This window comes from Citrobacter sp. RHBSTW-01044, assembly GCF_013781945.1.
GTDB lineage: Bacteria > Pseudomonadota > Gammaproteobacteria > Enterobacterales > Enterobacteriaceae > Citrobacter > Citrobacter braakii.
The window spans coordinates 312,520-329,896 of record NZ_CP056180.1 but is presented as its reverse complement, the minus strand read 5'-3'; the positions used below and the strand labels follow the sequence as shown (position 1 = coordinate 329,896).

The window sequence follows — 17,377 nt, the reverse complement described above, 5'->3', positions numbered from 1 at the left end:
TCCGGCCCACAATCGTCGACCGGATAGGCGTTCGCACCGCCATCCATCAAAACGCTATCCGGAACACGCTCACTCGTTGTAATAATTCATCGGCAATCGAGTGCCATTAATTGTGATATCACGCCAAACTCTGGGGGCTGAATCCAGTTGATGATTCGCCACCGCCTGCAGCAGTTTATCCTTATTGAATTCTGCAGGTAGCTGACCTGATGCGATGAGTTCCCATTTATCCTCTTTCCTGGCAAAGACCAGACTCTCACCATCGCCAAAAGCATACAGCACCTGCTCAGGCTTACCATCCGCATTGAGGTCCTGATCGACCAGGACGCAAGCATCCTGCTCAACGCAGGATGTAATGCGGTAGCTCTGCCCTTTGACAAACGCCCAGAAGGTCTCATCGGGTTGCCTGCTACCTGGAGCTATCATCACTTTCGGCGCTAGTTGAGTGGCAGTCAGGTTCTGCATGGGATCGCGACGTCCTTGCAGCAGAGAATTTAAGTCGCGCCGACGCTTACTGTCTTGGTTAAACGCCGCATCTTTTTGTAATGCCTCCAACGCCGCACGTCCCGGTTTTCCGCTATTACCCAACATATACAGGCTGACTTGATCCGGCTTAATTTTGCCGCTGTGATACAGCCCCATATGGCTGTTGACGCTGATGCGCCAGGCATCAATAACCGGCGACGACAGCAAAATCAACAGCCCCAACGCCAGCAACGACACGCAAAGAATCACCTTCCCCTGAAGCTCAAGCGGATTGCGCCCACGGCGTAAAATACTCGCCAGATAGCCAAACGACCAGAGCAGCAGCACGCAGACCACCAGCACGCCATATAAGCGCTCGGGCGTCCAACCGTACTGTTGAATTCGCACCCACAGTGACCAACCGGCAATCAGCATATAGATGGGCGCGACAACCAGGGCGCATTTGATCAGGTAGCGTAACGCGGCTGGATAGGGAAGCGCCTCTTTCTGCGGCTCGCGAACGATAGCCATCAACAGCAGCAGGAGCAGCGCCAGCGTTGACATCAACCCAGCCGCAGATACCCGCTGCGAGATAGCCTCCAGGCCGGTGAAGGGCAAGGTCAGTACAAACATCAGCGCCAGCAGCGCGACCAGGGGTAACAGACCGGTGGCGATCAAAGTCAGTAACTTTTGGACCGCCGCAACCAAACGCGACTGCGTGCGGGTCAGTACCACCGCCAGTGCGGTAACCAGGCCAAAGGCCACGTAGCCAAACCAGTCGGTATCAAAGAAAAGCGTGTCGAAGAAGGTAATACCAACGAGCTTAAACATCTCGCTCCATAGCAGGAGCACCATCCAGAACAGACCGTTGGCGACAAAGACAATCAGTAACGTCAGCGCATTAAGCCACAAACTCGTATAAAACTGCGCATAGCGCGCCTGCTGGCGGGATGCGTGGAGCGAGTACTGAATCCATGGCAATGCCAGCATCGCCATCAGCAGTAAGCGCCAGCCGTACAACATAAAAATATCATTTTGCCGCCACTTATCACTGCCCTCGACTTGCCACTTTAGCCAGACGCTCATCGCCAGCACGACAACAAAGATCAGCGCCATCCAGTACCACAGCGCACGTTGTTTAAAAGAGACAACGGTGAGCAAAAGCGCCGAGGAGAGAGCAATTGTCGCGGGCATGCCATAGAACAGCCAGCCGTCATTATGCGGCACCAGATATGTCATCAGCAGGTAGCACAATATCCCCTGTAACAGGCCGATAGATATCATGCCCCAGCGAGTAGTACGTGAAAGTTCAACACTATCCATGTCGTCACCCAGAATGAAGAGAAAAGGTAATTATTGCATCAACTTCACAATTTTGAGCATTGATAGGCCGATCCCGGACCACTGCGACGGGAAGTGAATCGATATTGTTTATGAATGAGTTACGTTATTTTCTTACGTGAATGCGATTACACTCACAAGTTTCCCGCCAAAAACACTCTCTATTAACGTTTTAAGAACATTTTCCACAACAAAAAAGGGTTTCCTGCCATAATATCCGCCTCTTTGTGACAGGAGTCGCAGCGCATTCGGTTATCCGTGATTTTCCCGGATGCGTAAATCTATGAGCCTTGTCGCGGTTAGCAATCCCTAAAAAACCTTACTATTCCAGGTAATACATATTGGCTAAGGAGCAGTGAAATGCGTGTGAACAACAGTTTAACCCCGCAAGATCTCAAGGCTTATGGTATCAATGACGTTCAGGATATCGTTTACAATCCAGACTACGACACGCTTTTCCAGGAGGAACTTGATCCAAACCTGGAAGGTTATGAGCGTGGCGTGTTAACAAACCTGGGCGCCGTTGCCGTTGATACCGGTATCTTTACCGGACGTTCGCCAAAGGATAAGTATATTGTCCGTGACGACACCACGCGCGACACGCTCTGGTGGTCCGACAAAGGTAAAGGTAAGAACGACAACAAACCGCTCTCCCCGGAAACCTGGCAGCATCTGAAAGGATTAGTCACCCAGCAGCTTTCCGGTAAGCGTCTGTTTATCATTGATGCATTCTGCGGCGCTAACGCCGATACCCGCCTTTCCGTACGCTTCATTACCGAAGTAGCCTGGCAGGCGCATTTTGTTAAAAACATGTTCATCCGCCCAAGCGACGAAGAGCTGGTTGATTTCAAACCTGATTTCATCGTGATGAACGGCGCTAAATGCACTAACCCGCAGTGGAAAGAGCAGGGTCTGAACTCCGAAAACTTCGTGGCTTTCAATCTGACTGAGCGTATCCAGTTGATTGGTGGCACCTGGTACGGCGGCGAAATGAAGAAAGGTATGTTCTCCGTAATGAACTACCTGCTGCCGCTGAAAGGCATTGCCTCCATGCACTGCTCGGCAAACGTCGGGGAAAAAGGTGATGTGGCAGTCTTCTTTGGCCTGTCCGGTACAGGTAAAACAACGCTGTCCACCGATCCGAAACGCCGCCTGATTGGCGATGACGAACACGGCTGGGATGACGACGGCGTGTTTAACTTTGAAGGCGGTTGCTACGCGAAGACCATCAAACTGTCTAAAGATGCCGAGCCGGAAATCTACAACGCAATCCGTCGTGACGCGCTGCTGGAAAACGTCACCGTGCGCGCAGATGGTTCCATCGACTTCGACGACGGTTCCAAAACCGAAAACACCCGCGTGTCCTACCCGATTTATCACATCGATAACATCGTTAAGCCGGTGTCAAAAGCGGGTCACGCCACCAAAGTGATCTTCCTGACCGCCGATGCGTTTGGCGTGCTGCCGCCGGTCTCTCGCCTGACGGCAGACCAAACCCAGTACCACTTCCTGTCTGGCTTCACCGCCAAACTGGCCGGTACCGAACGTGGCGTCACCGAACCGACCCCAACCTTCTCAGCCTGCTTTGGCGCAGCATTCCTGTCACTGCACCCAACGCAGTACGCAGAAGTACTGGTGAAACGTATGCAGGCGGCAGGTGCGCAGGCATATCTGGTTAACACCGGCTGGAACGGTACCGGCAAGCGTATCTCTATCAAAGATACCCGCGCGATTATCGACGCTATCCTGAACGGTTCGCTGGATGACGCAGAAACGTTCCGTCTGCCGATGTTTGACCTGGCTATCCCAACCGAGCTGCCGGGCGTGGATACTCGCATTCTCGATCCGCGTAATACCTATGCTTCTCCGGAGCAGTGGCAGGAAAAAGCCAACGCGCTGGCAAAACTGTTTATCGAGAACTTCGAGAAATACACCGATACCCCTGCAGGTGAAGCGCTGGTTAGCGCCGGACCGAAGCTGTAACAAAGAGAGCCGGATGGCGGTTTCGCCTTATCCGGCCTACAGCAAAAAAAGGGAGGCATTTCGCCTCCCTTTCTTATGCGTCTTTCGTGATGCCCTGCGCGCGAGTGAAGGGAACCGGAAGCCAGGCGCGGATCGACAACCCTCCTCGTTCACTGGTGCCAATTTCCAGCATACCGTTATGGTTATCGATAATACGCTGCACAATCGCCAGACCCAGGCCCGTGCCGCTGGTACTACGTGCGCTGTCGCCACGGACAAATGGCTGGAACAGGTGTTTACGCTGCTCCGGCTTGATGCCCGGACCATCATCTTCTACCTGGAACCAGGCGCGATGCGTTTCCGTACCGCTGCTGACCTTAATCCAGCCGTTGCCGTAACGGGCGGCGTTAACCACCATATTGGCAACCGCACGCTTGATCGACAGCGGGTGCATTTTCACCTGAATGCTGCCCGGCAGCAGCGCAGTTTCGATTTCACGTTCATAGCCGCTTTCCGCTGCGACCACTTCGCCTAACACCGAGTTCAGATCCGCCATCTCCATCGGCATCTCCTGACCGGTACGCAGATAATCGATGAACTGCTCGATAATGGCATTACACTCTTCGATGTCCTTATTGATGGACTCCGCGAGATAACCATCCTCTTCGCCCATCATTTCGGTCGCCAGGCGAATACGCGTCAGCGGAGTACGTAAATCGTGGCTCACGCCCGCCATTAACAGCGTACGGTCATCGGCCAGTTGCTTCACACCCGCAGCCATATGGTTAAAGGCTCGGGTAACGGAGCGCACCTCTGAAGCGCCATACTCACGCAGCGGCGGCGGAATGATACCTTTCCCCACCTGCAGCGCCGCATGTTCAAGATCCACCAGCGGTCGGTTCTGGATACGGATAAACAGCCACGCGCCACCGATAGCCAACAGCATAATCGCCAGCGTATAGCGGAACAGCGGTGAGAAATCGCCCTGATGGATCTCCGTCAGCGGCACGCGTACCCAGATATTGGGCGACAGCCAGGTTTTCAGCCATACGACCGGCGAGCTTTTGTTCACCTCAACGCGGACTTCCGTCGGACCGCCCAGCTGCTGCGCCATCTGATGGCTTAAGAATTCATAGTGTTGCGCCCAACGCAGTCCAGCTTCTTCAGCGGCCTCGTTGGAATAGAGGGAAATACCCAGCTCACGATAAATTTCCCGGCGGAATGCGGGCGGCACCACCAGTTGCGTACCGTCCTCCAACTGCAGTTTATCGGTCATCAGCATACGAACTTCGTAGGCCAGGACCTTATTAAACTGCTGGAGGCTCGGCAGTATCGCGAAGTTCAGCACTACCAGGTAAGTCGTCACCAGGCTGGCAAACAGCAAGGTGACGATGAGCAATAACGTGCGGGCAAACGAACTTCGTGGCGAGAAGCGCATTCGCCTCATGCTTTAGAACCGTCCGGAACAAAGACGTAGCCGAGACCCCACACGGTCTGAATGTAGCGCGGATGCGCCGGGTCCTCTTCCACCATACGGCGCAGACGAGAAATCTGGACATCGATAGAACGCTCCATCGCCGAATATTCACGACCACGGGCCAGGTTCATCAGCTTATCGCGGGACAGCGGCTCGCGCGGGTGGCTTACCAGCGCTTTCAGTACCGCAAATTCCCCACTGGTGAGCGGCATTGGCTCATCTTCACGGAACATTTCACGCGTACCGAGGTTCAGTTTAAACTTACCAAAAGCAATGACCGCTTCTTCCTGAGAAGGCGCGCCCGGCAGTTCGTTCGCCTGACGACGCAGTACAGCGCGAATACGCGCCAGCAGTTCTCGCGGGTTAAACGGTTTCGGAATGTAATCGTCAGCGCCGATTTCCAGCCCAACGATACGATCGACTTCTTCACCCTTCGCCGTGACCATAATGATCGGCATCGGGTTGCTTTGACTGCGCAGGCGACGGCAAATAGACAGGCCATCTTCTCCCGGCAGCATTAAATCCAGCACCATCAGGTGAAAGGACTCACGGGTCAGCAGACGATCCATCTGCTCAGCGTTAGCGACGCTTCGAACCTGGAAGCCCTGCTCGGTCAGATAACGCTCCAGAAGCGCACGCAAGCGCATGTCGTCATCGACCACCAGAATCTTATAGTTCTCTTGCATTGTTATTACTCCCAAAGGTTCGCAACAATTAAGTGTATATTCTTAAGAAAGCTAACGTGAGTCACCAGCGAATTCTGGTATGAATTCCAGGCTAAATTGTTACAAAGCATATTAAACAGCAGCTTAAGTATACAATGTTTCTCGCAATACATTATTTATTCTGTTGATATGCTCGCGTAATACTAATTGTGCGCATCATCACAGAGTCGAAGGTAAAACAATAAGATGAAAACGCCCCTGATAACCCGCGAAGGGTATGAAAAACTCAAACAAGAGCTGAATTACCTCTGGCGTGAAGAGCGCCCGGAAGTCACTAAAAAGGTTACCTGGGCCGCAAGTCTGGGTGACCGCAGCGAAAATGCCGACTACCAGTATAATAAAAAGCGTCTGCGTGAGATCGACCGCCGTGTCCGTTATTTGACCAAGTGCATGGAGAATTTGAAAATCGTCGATTACTCCCCGCAGCAAGAGGGCAAAGTCTTCTTTGGCGCGTGGGTCGAGATTGAAAATGACGATGGCGACATCCGTAAATTCCGTATTGTCGGCTACGATGAGATCTTCGGTCGTAAAGATTACATTTCTATCGACTCACCGATGGCGCGGGCGCTGCTGAAAAAAGAGGTCGGCGATCTCGCGATAGTCAACACCCCTGGTGGTGAAGCCAGCTGGTACGTGAACGAAATTGAATATGTTAAGTGAGACCGGAACAATCCGAAGCCCCGGTAGATGACTGGCATTTTTGCCAGTCAATCCGTATAACTATCCCCTGATTTTTTATCCTATAGACGAAGCTATCCATGATGAATGATTCTTTCTGCCGCATTATCGCAGGTGAAATTCAGGCTCGTGCTGAACAGGTAGAAGCTGCCGTTCGCCTGCTTGACGAAGGGAACACCGTGCCGTTTATCGCACGTTATCGTAAGGAAATCACCGGCGGTCTGGACGATACGCAACTGCGTAATCTGGAGACCCGTCTGGGATATCTGCGTGAACTGGAAGACCGCCGTCAGGCAATCCTGAAATCTATCGGCGAGCAAGGCAAACTGACCGACGATTTGGCGAACGCGATCAACGGCACGTTAAGTAAGACCGAACTCGAAGATCTCTATCTGCCGTACAAACCTAAGCGCCGCACTCGTGGGCAGATAGCCATTGAGGCCGGACTGGAGCCGCTGGCAGATCTGCTGTGGAACGAACCGTCCCATGACCCGGAAACCGAAGCTGCAAAATATCTCAACGCCGAAAACGGCGTGGCCGATACCAAAGCCGCCCTCGATGGCGCACGCTACATTCTGATGGAGCGCTTCGCCGAAGACGCTGCGCTGCTGGCAAAAGTGCGTGATTATTTGTGGAAAAACGCCCATCTGGTTGCCGCCGTGGTTAGTGGGAAAGAAGAGGAAGGCGCTAAGTTCCGCGATTACTTCGATCACCACGAACCTATTTCTACCGTTCCATCCCACCGTGCGCTGGCCATGTTCCGTGGTCGTAACGAAGGCGTGTTGCAGCTTTCACTAAATGCCGATCCGCAATTCGATGAGCCGCCAAAAGAGAGCCACGGCGAGCAGATTATCCAGGATCACCTGGGACTGCGCCTGAACAACGCCCCCGCTGACAGCTGGCGTAAAGGCGTTGTTAGCTGGACGTGGCGCATCAAAGTGCTGATGCACCTTGAAACTGAGCTGATGGGTACCGTGCGTGAACGTGCGGAAGATGAAGCAATCAACGTCTTTGCCCGTAACCTGCATGACCTGCTGATGGCCGCCCCGGCCGGGCTGCGCGCCACAATGGGTCTCGATCCGGGTCTGCGTACCGGTGTAAAAGTGGCGGTGGTTGACGGTACCGGCAAGCTGGTCGCGACCGACACTATTTATCCGCATACCGGCCAGGCAGCCAAAGCCGCCGTTGCCGTGGCGGCGTTGTGTGAAAAATACAACGTTGAGCTGGTCGCGATTGGTAACGGTACGGCGTCGCGCGAAACCGAGCGTTTCTTCCTCGACGTGCAGAAACAATTCCCGAAAGTGACCGCGCAGAAGGTGATCGTCAGCGAAGCCGGGGCATCGGTTTACTCTGCTTCCGAGCTGGCGGCGCTGGAGTTCCCGGATCTCGATGTTTCGCTGCGTGGCGCGGTGTCTATCGCCCGTCGTTTGCAGGATCCGTTGGCGGAGCTGGTGAAAATCGATCCGAAATCTATCGGCGTGGGCCAGTATCAGCACGATGTTAGCCAGACGCAACTGGCGCGCAAGCTGGATGCGGTGGTGGAAGACTGCGTGAACGCCGTCGGCGTCGATCTGAATACCGCTTCCGTGCCGCTGCTGACCCGCGTTGCCGGCCTGACGCGCATGATGGCGCAAAACATCGTCGCCTGGCGCGATGAGAACGGTCAGTTTCAGAACCGTCAGCAACTGCTAAAAGTTAGCCGCCTGGGGCCAAAAGCCTTTGAACAATGCGCGGGCTTCCTGCGTATCAACCATGGCGATAACCCACTGGATGCTTCTACCGTTCACCCGGAAGCTTATCCGATTGTGGAACGCATTCTGGCCGCAACCGAGCAATCGCTGCGTGACCTGATGGGCAACAGCAACGAACTGCGCAATCTGAAAGCAGCCGATTTTACCGACGAACGCTTCGGGGTGCCGACCGTCACCGACATCATCAAAGAGCTGGAAAAACCAGGCCGCGACCCGCGTCCTGAATTTAAAACCGCGCAGTTTGCTGATGGCGTAGAAACCATGAACGATCTGCTGCCGGGAATGATTCTGGAAGGGGCAGTCACTAACGTCACGAACTTCGGCGCGTTTGTTGATATTGGCGTTCATCAGGATGGTCTGGTGCATATCTCTTCATTGTCGAATAAGTTCGTCGAAGATCCACACACCGTGGTGAAAGCGGGCGACATTGTGAAAGTGAAAGTGCTGGAAGTTGACCTACAACGTAAGCGTATCGCACTGACCATGCGTCTGGACGAGCAGCCGGGTGAAACCAATGCGCGTCGCGGCGGCGGGAATAACGATCGCACTCAAAGCAATCGCCCGGCGCCAAAAGCCGCGAAACCTCGTGGTCGTGACGCACAGCCTGCGGGTAACAGCGCCATGATGGATGCGCTGGCGGCGGCAATGGGTAAAAAACGCTAGTGTGACTTTTGTGCCGGATGGGGGGTGTAACCTCCTTATCCGGCTAACTTGTTGCAATTAATTTGTAAGCCGGATAACACGCGTGAGCGTCGCCATCCGGCATATTTAGTCTATTTCCCGCTTTCTACCGCCATATATTTATCACTTCATTAACAGATGAAACCTTAATTAAACATTAAGATCTTCACTAATTATTTCCGCGAATCATTCGTTCTCAACCAGAATAAATATTGAGGAATATCAAAATTGGCGCAAATTATTATCCAATTGTACATTCCGTCACATTTATTCTATTGATGATAGAAACCATTCTCATTATCATTGATCTGTTGATTATTTACTCTTTCCTTACGTTGGCTAATCATCTGGCCTCATGCCGCCTTGCCGCCCCATGAGGTAATCATCCAGTTAGCGAGATATAAGTAGGTCCCTATGCAATTCACTCCTGACAGTGCGTGGAAAATTACCGGTTTTGCCCGTGAAATCAGCCCGGCTTATCGTCAGAAACTGTTGTCACTTGGCATGCTACCCGGCTCCTCTTTCAACGTGGTACGCGTCGCCCCACTCGGCGATCCTATCCATATCGAAACGCGTCGCGTAAGTCTGGTATTGCGTAAGAAAGATCTGGCGTTATTAGAAGTGGAAGCGGTTTCCTGTTAATACAGTGAGTCTATAAAAATGAAAAAACTAACCATTGGTTTAATTGGCAATCCTAATTCCGGCAAGACAACTTTATTCAACCAGCTTACCGGCGCACGCCAGCGTGTAGGCAACTGGGCAGGCGTTACCGTTGAGCGTAAAGAAGGTCATTTCGCAACGACGGACCACCAGGTCACGCTGGTTGATTTACCCGGCACCTATTCTCTGACGACAATCTCATCCCAGACCTCTCTCGATGAGCAGATCGCCTGTCACTATATTTTAAGCGGCGACGCGGATCTGTTGATCAACGTGGTCGATGCTTCAAACCTTGAACGCAACCTCTACCTGACGTTGCAACTGCTTGAGCTGGGCATCCCCTGCATCGTCGCGTTGAATATGCTGGATATTGCCGAGAAGCAGCAAATCCGTATCGATATCGATGCCCTCTCCGCTCGCCTTGGTTGCCCGGTGGTTCCGCTGGTATCCACCCGCGCCCGCGGCATTGAAGCGCTAAAGCTGGCTATCGATCGCTACAAAGAAAACGACACCGTCGAGCTGGTTCATTATGCCCAGCCGCTGCTGCAGGAAGCGGATTCCCTCGCCGATGCGATGGCCAAAGATATGCCGTTAAAACAGCGCCGCTGGCTGGGCCTGCAGATGCTGGAAGGCGATATCTACAGCCGGGCCTACGCGGGTGATGCCGCGCAAAACCTTGATGCCGCCATTGCACGTCTGAGCGAGACAATGGACGATCCGGCACTGCATATCGCCGATGCGCGCTATCAGTGCATTGCCGCTATCTGCGATACCGTCAGCAACACCCTGACGGCAGAGCCGAGCCGCTTCACCACCGCAGTAGATAAAATCGTCCTCAACCGCTTCCTCGGGCTGCCGATTTTCCTGTTCGTGATGTACCTGATGTTCCTGCTCGCCATCAACATTGGCGGCGCGCTGCAACCGTTGTTTGACGTCGGCTCCGTAGCGCTCTTTATCCATGGGATTCAGTGGATTGGCTACACGCTGCACTTCCCGGACTGGCTCACTATCTTTTTGGCGCAAGGTCTTGGCGGCGGGATTAACACCGTGCTGCCACTGGTACCGCAAATCGGCATGATGTACCTGTTCCTCTCCTTCCTTGAAGACTCCGGTTACATGGCGCGCGCCGCGTTTGTAATGGACCGTCTGATGCAGGCGCTGGGACTGCCGGGCAAATCGTTTGTCCCGCTGATCGTCGGCTTTGGCTGTAACGTACCGTCCGTGATGGGCGCACGTACGCTGGACGCCCCGCGTGAACGTCTGATGACCATCATGATGGCGCCATTTATGTCTTGTGGCGCTCGCCTGGCGATTTTCGCCGTCTTTGCCGCTGCGTTCTTTGGTCAGAACGGTGCGCTGGCGGTCTTCTCACTGTACGTACTGGGCATCGTTATGGCGGTATTGACCGGCCTGATGCTCAAACACACCATCATGCGTGGCGAAGCAACGCCGTTCGTGATGGAGCTGCCGGTGTACCACGTGCCGCACATTAAGAGTCTGATTATTCAGACCTGGCAACGCCTGAAAGGCTTCGTTCTGCGTGCGGGTAAAGTCATCATCATCGTCAGCATTTTCCTCAGCGCGTTTAACAGTTTCTCGCTGAGCGGAAAAATCGTCGACAACATCAACGACTCTGCTCTGGCTTCCGTCAGCCGCGTAATCACGCCGGTCTTCAAGCCGATTGGCGTTCACGAAGATAACTGGCAGGCAACCGTAGGTCTGTTCACCGGCGCGATGGCGAAAGAAGTGGTTGTCGGTACGCTGAACACGCTCTATACCGCAGAAAACATTCAGGAAGAAGAGTTCAACCCGGCAGATTTCCACCTCGGTGACGAGCTGCTCGGCGCGGTAGATGAGACCTGGCAAAGCCTGAAAGACACCTTCAGCCTGAGCGTACTGGCTAACCCTATTGAAGCCAGCAAGGGCGACGGTGAAATGGCTACGGGTGCAATGGGCGTGATGGGCGAAAAATTTGGCAGCGCTGCCGCCGCTTACAGCTACCTGATTTTCGTGCTGCTGTATGTGCCGTGTATTTCGGTAATGGGCGCTATTGCACGTGAATCCAGCCGTGGCTGGATGAGCTTCTCGATTCTGTGGGGCCTGAACATCGCCTACTCTCTGTCGACGCTGTTTTATCAGGCGGTCAGCTACAAAGAGCACCCGACCTACAGCCTGGTGTGCATTTTAGCTGTCATCCTGTTTAACATTGTGTTGCTGGGCCTGCTGCGTCGAGCTCGCAGTCGCGTGGATCTCGCACTGCTGGCGACCAACAGGACGGCAAGCTCCTGCTGTTCCAGCACCACTGGCGACTGCCACTAAGGTTATCGACAATGGCATCGCTTATTCAGGTTCGTGATTTATTGGCTTTGCGGGGACGCATGGAGGCAACTCAAATTAGCCACACGCTGCACACCCCGCAGCCCATGATTGACGCCATGCTGAATCAGTTAGAAAAGATGGGCAAAGCGGTGCGGATTCAGGAAGATGCCGACGGGTGTCTTTCCGGAAGCTGCAAGAGCTGCCCGGAAGGTAAAGCCTGCCTGCGCGAGTGGTGGGCTTTGCGCTAGTTCGATGCCGGATGGCGCTACGCTTCCGGTCTAAAAATGACTGCAAACGTCCTGGCCGGATAAAGCGTTTATGCTGATATCCGGCTTTTTGCGTAATGGATTCCACAAAGATGTCTCTGTTTCAGCAAAGCAGATCTATCCTCCAGCCTGGCGCGCATCGTTATCAACTCGTGGATGATTACTGGCGACCAGGGAAGTAGAGTCTCGTCATCTTGTTTCTCAGGTGACGGATCGCCATGAATACTGACACGACTGCTACGCCGCATGACGCGATTTTTAAAACGTTCTTAAACCACCCTGCTACCGCACGCGACTTTCTTCGGCTCCATCTTCCAGCCTCTTTGCAAAAACTGTGCGATTTGAACACGCTACAACTGGAATCGGGCAGCTTTATTGAGGACGATTTGCGCGCGTACTATTCCGATGTGCTGTGGTCATTAAAAACCCGCGAAGGCGATGGCTATATTTACACCATCATTGAGCATCAGAGCACCGCCGATACCCATATGGCATTTCGGCTGATGCGTTATGCTATTGCGGTTATGCATCGTCATTTGGCTACAGGTCACAAGAAACTCCCGCTGGTGATACCCATGCTTTTTTATCATGGCGCGGCTAGTCCATACCCCTACTCACTCTGCTGGCTGGACGAATTTGACGACCCAAAGGCTGCCAGACAACTTTATACCGCAGCGTTTCCACTGATCGATATCACCGTGGTTCCCGATGACGAGATCATGCAGCATCGCCGGATGGCGCTGTTGGAACTCATCCAAAAACATATTCGTAAACGCGATTTGATGGGGCTGGTAGAAAAACTGGCCATCCTGATTATTAAAGGACACGCTAATGACAGCCAGTTGAAAGCCTTGTTTAATTATCTAATGCAGGTCGGGGACACCGCACATTTTACCGAGTTTCTTCATGAGGTCGCCGAACGTTTACCCCAACATAAGGAAAAGTTGATGACTATCGCCGAAAGATTACGACAAGAAGGGCATCTTAATGGTCTTCAGGAAGGTCATATGAAAGGGTTACAAGAGGGATTACAAGAAGGGCTACAAACGGGCTTGCAACAAGGTAAACGAGAGGAAGCTTTACGTATTGCATCAACCCTGCAGGCTGATGGTATCGACCCGCTGACCATCTTCAGAATTACCGGACTGACCGCTGAGGATCTGGCTACGCGCAGCCATTAATCTCAAGCCCGGTAAGCGCGGCTCTACCGGGCAACACAACAGATTTATAGGCGTTTTTTTAACGCTACAAGCGCTGCGCAGAACTCTGCAGGATGCGAGATAAACGGTGCATGCGCCGCTTTAGCAAATATCAATGACTCGCTATGCGGCCACAGGGCATCGAGCATTGGGACCACTTTGCGCGGAACCAGTCCATCGAGATAGCCGTACAACCGCAGAAAAGGCATGTCCACAGCGCACAGAGGCTCACGCAGATCGACCGTTTTCAGGATCTCCAGTCCGCCATTGAGCACCTCGACCTTCGGCATGGGTAACGCCAGCACTGTTTTCTTCAGTGCTCGCGCATCCTGACGCGCGGTGTCCGTGCCCATCGTCTGCAACGCCAGAAAACGTTCCACCGTACGCTGGAAATCTTCGCTCAACTGCTGCTGGAAACCTGCCAGCACTTCTGGCTTGATACCCGGCCACTCGTCACGCGCGCTAAAGCAAGGGGAAGACGCCACGGTCACCAGCGCCTGAACACGTTCAGGATGGGTTAACGCCACCTGGCTTGCGACCAGCCCGCCCAGACTCCAGCCGAGCCAGATGGCTTTCTCCGGTGCCTGTTTTACTACCCGCTCAGCCATCTCTTCCAGCGACATTGCGCCGAACCCCTGGCTGCGACCAAATCCCGGTAAGTCGACAAGATGCAGCGTGAAATGCGAACTCAATTCCTCGCTTATGCAATGCCACACTTGCGCATTCAGTCCCCATCCGTGCAGCAGCACAAGATGGCAATTTCCCGAACCCTGGGTCTGCCACCAGATGTCATTCATCAGTTATTGTTCTCTTTTAGCCTGAAAGGATGCTTCTATGCTAACAGTACCGGGATTGTGCTGGCTATGCCGAATGCCCCTGACGTTAGGGCATTGGGGGATCTGTTCAGTCTGCACACGGGCAACGCATCAGCACGTCAGCCGGTGCCCTCAATGTGGACTCCCTGCCGCACATACCGTCGTTCCCTGCGGGCGCTGTCTGCAAAAACCACCGCCGTGGCAGCGACTAGTTACCGTCAGCGACTATGCTCCGCCATTGAGCGGGCTTATCCACCAGCTCAAGTTTTCCCGACGTGGCGAAATGGCCCCCGCTCTTTCACGCTTGTTGTTGCTGGAGGTATTACAGGCCCGGCGCGTCAGCGGTCTTCCTCTGCCGGACAAGCTCGTCAGCGTCCCGCTCTGGCAACGCCGGCACTGGCGCAGAGGGTTTAATCAGAGCGACTTACTGTGTCGTCCCCTGGCACGCTGGCTAGGCTGCGACTGGGACAGCCGGGCCATCACGCGGGTTCGGGCAACCGCCACACAGCACCATCTCAGCGCCCGATTACGTAAACGTAACCTGAAAAACGCCTTTCGCCTTGAATTGCCAGTGCAGGGACTCCATATGGTCATTGTGGATGATGTCGTCACTACCGGAAGTACCGTCGCGGAAATCGCGCAGCTGCTTTTACGCAACGGCGCGGCGACTGTCCAGGTATGGTGCCTGTGTCGAACCTTGTAGAGCCTCGATGATGGGCGTATTATAACCAAGTAAAATAGTCAACTATTAGGCCATTACTATGATCCATATTTCCGATGCTGCACAAGCGCACTTTGCCAAACTGCTGGCAAATCAGGAAGAAGGGACACAAATCCGCGTATTTGTGATTAATCCCGGCACGCCTAACGCTGAATGCGGCGTTTCTTATTGTCCGCCGGACGCCGTGGAAGCAACCGACACCGCCATTAAATTTGACTTGCTGACCGCATATGTTGATGAACTGAGCGCACCGTATCTGGAAGATGCAGAAATCGATTTCGTTACCGACCAGTTAGGCTCCCAACTGACCCTGAAAGCACCAAACGCCAAAATGCGTAAAGTTGCCGATGATGCGCCGCTGATGGAACGCGTGGAGTACATGCTGCAATCGCAGATCAACCCACAGCTGGCAGGTCACGGTGGTCGCGTCTCTCTGATGGAAATCACCGATGAAGGCTACGCTATTCTGCAGTTTGGCGGCGGATGTAACGGCTGTTCAATGGTGGATGTAACGCTGAAAGAAGGTATCGAGAAGCAGCTGCTGGCTGAATTCCCTGAACTGAAAGGCGTTCGCGATTTAACCGAACACCAGCGCGGCGAGCACTCTTACTACTAACGCCTCAACCTGTAGAATCTCCGTAGGCCCGTTAAGACGCATCCGCGCCGCCATCGGGCATTGATGCCGGATGGCAGCGTAATCGCGTTATCCGGCCTACAACCTTGCATTTCTCCGCATATTTCCTGCAACAATCCCCCTCATAATTTGACCAGCCTCTCATAATTTAAATTTTGCCTGCCCAGGTGATTTTCAAGCGCCGTATGTTACCCGTATCATTCGCATCAGCACCTAACACACACATAACAGCCAGCTAAACTGATTAGTTTTGAAGGCAACCAGCATTGGTGCTGAGAATGCTCTGTTCCCGGTCGGGACAATCGGAATTTGTCATCTAAACACTGACGTTACCCATAACAAAGTAAAGGCCAGGTAAATCATGCCATTAGTCATCGTTGCTATCGGTGTAATCTTGTTACTCCTCCTGATGATCCGTTTCAAAATGAACGGTTTCATCGCTCTCGTCCTGGTGGCGCTTGCTGTCGGATTGATGCAAGGGATGCCACTGGATAAAGTCATCGGTTCGATTAAAGCCGGCGTCGGCGGAACCCTTGGCAGCCTCGCCCTGATTATGGGTTTTGGCGCCATGCTGGGCAAAATGCTGGCGGACTGCGGCGGCGCACAGCGCATCGCAACCACCCTGATTGCTAAATTCGGCAAAAAACATATTCAGTGGGCGGTGGTATTAACCGGCTTCACCGTCGGTTTTGCCCTGTTCTACGAAGTCGGCTTCGTGCTGATGCTGCCGCTGGTGTTCACCATCGCCGCTGCTGCCAACATCCCGCTGCTGTATGTTGGCGTGCCGATGGCTGCTGCGCTGTCCGTAACTCACGGCTTCCTGCCGCCGCACCCAGGTCCGACCGCTATTGCCACCATTTTCCACGCAGATATGGGTAAAACCCTGCTGTTTGGTACGATTCTGGCAATCCCGACCGTTATTCTCGCCGGTCCGGTGTACGCTCGCTTCCTGAAAGGTATCGATAAGCCAATCCCGGAAGGTCTGTACAGCGCGAAAACGTTTACCGAAGAAGAGATGCCTGGCTTTGGCGTCAGCGTCTGGACCTCCCTGGTACCGGTTATCCTGATGGCGATGCGCGCCGTGGCGGAGATGATTCTGCCAAAAGGCCACGCTTTCCTGACGGTGGCAGAATTCCTGGGTGACCCGGTTATGGCAACGCTTATCGCGGTGCTGATTGCGATGTTCACTTTTGGTCTGAACCGTGGACGTTCGATGGATCAGATCAACGACACGCTGGTGTCCTCCATCAAAATCATCGCGATGATGCTGTTGATCATTGGTGGTGGCGGTGCCTTCAAACAGGTCCTGGTGGATAGCGGCGTGGACAAGTACATCGCGTCAATGATGCACGGTTCAAACGTTTCTCCGCTGCTGATGGCATGGTCTATCGCTGCGGTACTGCGTATCGCACTGGGCTCCGCAACCGTTGCAGCGATCACCGCTGGTGGGATTGTGGCACCGCTGATTGCAACGACCGGCGTAAGCCCTGAGCTAATGGTTATTGCGGTTGGTTCCGGTTCCGTCATTTTCTCCCACGTGAACGATCCAGGCTTCTGGTTGTTCAAGGAGTACTTCAACTTGACCATCGGTGAAACCATCAAGTCATGGTCAATGCTGGAAACCATTATCTCCGTCTGCGGTCTGGTAGGGTGTCTGCTGCTGGGTATGGTGGTCTGATAAAA

14 protein-coding genes are annotated in these 17,377 nt (G+C 53.6%); 10 read left to right on the top strand and 4 right to left on the bottom strand.

Annotated features, from left to right (window positions below):
• Positions 1–69: 69 nt before the first annotated feature.
• A complete protein-coding gene (locus HV352_RS01525; protein ID WP_181635153.1) occupies positions 70–1,788 on the bottom strand; it encodes a DUF4153 domain-containing protein in 1,719 nt (572 codons plus the stop codon).
• A gap of 378 nt (positions 1,789–2,166) precedes the next feature.
• On the opposite strand from HV352_RS01525, the gene pckA reads away from it, so the two are divergent.
• Positions 2,167–3,789 (top strand): phosphoenolpyruvate carboxykinase (ATP), encoded by a 1,623-nt coding sequence (pckA, locus tag HV352_RS01520; protein WP_016154801.1) that lies wholly within the window; start codon positions 2,167–2,169, stop codon positions 3,787–3,789.
• Positions 3,790–3,862: 73 nt separating this feature from the next.
• On the opposite strand, the gene envZ is transcribed toward pckA, so the two are convergent.
• Positions 3,863–5,215, bottom strand: coding sequence for a two-component system sensor histidine kinase EnvZ (gene envZ, locus HV352_RS01515; protein ID WP_029139732.1), 1,353 nt, complete (start codon positions 5,213–5,215; stop codon positions 3,863–3,865).
• Positions 5,212–5,931 (bottom strand): two-component system response regulator OmpR, encoded by a 720-nt coding sequence (gene ompR, locus HV352_RS01510; protein WP_001157751.1) that lies wholly within the window; start codon positions 5,929–5,931, stop codon positions 5,212–5,214. The genes envZ and ompR overlap by 4 nt, the downstream gene beginning before the upstream one ends.
• Positions 5,932–6,156: 225 nt before the next feature.
• On the opposite strand from ompR, the gene greB reads away from it, so the two are divergent.
• The 6 genes from greB (at position 6,157) to HV352_RS01480 (ending at position 13,506) form a co-directional block, all read left to right on the top strand.
• The gene (gene greB, locus HV352_RS01505) at positions 6,157–6,630 is read left to right on the top strand and encodes a transcription elongation factor GreB (RefSeq protein WP_016154802.1); all 474 of its coding nucleotides are present in this window, start codon (positions 6,157–6,159) and stop codon (positions 6,628–6,630) included.
• 98 nt (positions 6,631–6,728) lie between these two features.
• Positions 6,729–9,062 carry a Tex family protein gene (locus HV352_RS01500; protein WP_016154803.1) on the top strand — a complete coding sequence of 778 codons (2,334 nt, stop codon included), beginning with the start codon at positions 6,729–6,731 and terminating at the stop codon, positions 9,060–9,062.
• A gap of 432 nt (positions 9,063–9,494) precedes the next feature.
• The gene (gene feoA, locus HV352_RS01495) at positions 9,495–9,722 is read left to right on the top strand and encodes a ferrous iron transporter A (protein WP_003023519.1); all 228 of its coding nucleotides are present in this window, start codon (positions 9,495–9,497) and stop codon (positions 9,720–9,722) included.
• A gap of 18 nt (positions 9,723–9,740) precedes the next feature.
• Complete coding sequence (feoB, locus tag HV352_RS01490) at positions 9,741–12,059, top strand: Fe(2+) transporter permease subunit FeoB (RefSeq protein ID WP_016157644.1); 2,319 nt, start codon at positions 9,741–9,743, stop codon at positions 12,057–12,059.
• Positions 12,060–12,070: 11 nt separating this feature from the next.
• A complete protein-coding gene (feoC, locus tag HV352_RS01485) occupies positions 12,071–12,307 on the top strand; it encodes a [Fe-S]-dependent transcriptional repressor FeoC (RefSeq protein ID WP_003023516.1) in 237 nt (78 codons plus the stop codon).
• 236 nt (positions 12,308–12,543) lie between these two features.
• Complete coding sequence (locus tag HV352_RS01480; protein WP_181635152.1) at positions 12,544–13,506, top strand: Rpn family recombination-promoting nuclease/putative transposase; 963 nt, start codon at positions 12,544–12,546, stop codon at positions 13,504–13,506.
• Between the two features lie 44 nt (positions 13,507–13,550).
• On the opposite strand, the gene bioH is transcribed toward HV352_RS01480, so the two are convergent.
• Positions 13,551–14,321, bottom strand: coding sequence for a pimeloyl-ACP methyl ester esterase BioH (bioH, locus tag HV352_RS01475; RefSeq protein WP_016157646.1), 771 nt, complete (start codon positions 14,319–14,321; stop codon positions 13,551–13,553).
• Positions 14,322–14,358: 37 nt separating this feature from the next.
• On the opposite strand from bioH, the gene gntX reads away from it, so the two are divergent.
• From gntX to gntT, 3 genes are all read left to right on the top strand, one after another.
• A complete protein-coding gene (gene gntX, locus HV352_RS01470; RefSeq protein ID WP_109017930.1) occupies positions 14,359–15,042 on the top strand; it encodes a DNA utilization protein GntX in 684 nt (227 codons plus the stop codon).
• Positions 15,043–15,100: 58 nt separating this feature from the next.
• The gene (gene nfuA / locus HV352_RS01465) at positions 15,101–15,676 is read left to right on the top strand and encodes a Fe-S biogenesis protein NfuA (RefSeq protein WP_003023509.1); all 576 of its coding nucleotides are present in this window, start codon (positions 15,101–15,103) and stop codon (positions 15,674–15,676) included.
• Between the two features lie 379 nt (positions 15,677–16,055).
• Entirely contained in the window at positions 16,056–17,372 is a 1,317-nt protein-coding gene (gene gntT / locus HV352_RS01460) for a gluconate transporter (RefSeq protein ID WP_003023507.1), read from the top strand.
• Positions 17,373–17,377: the final 5 nt, after the last annotated feature.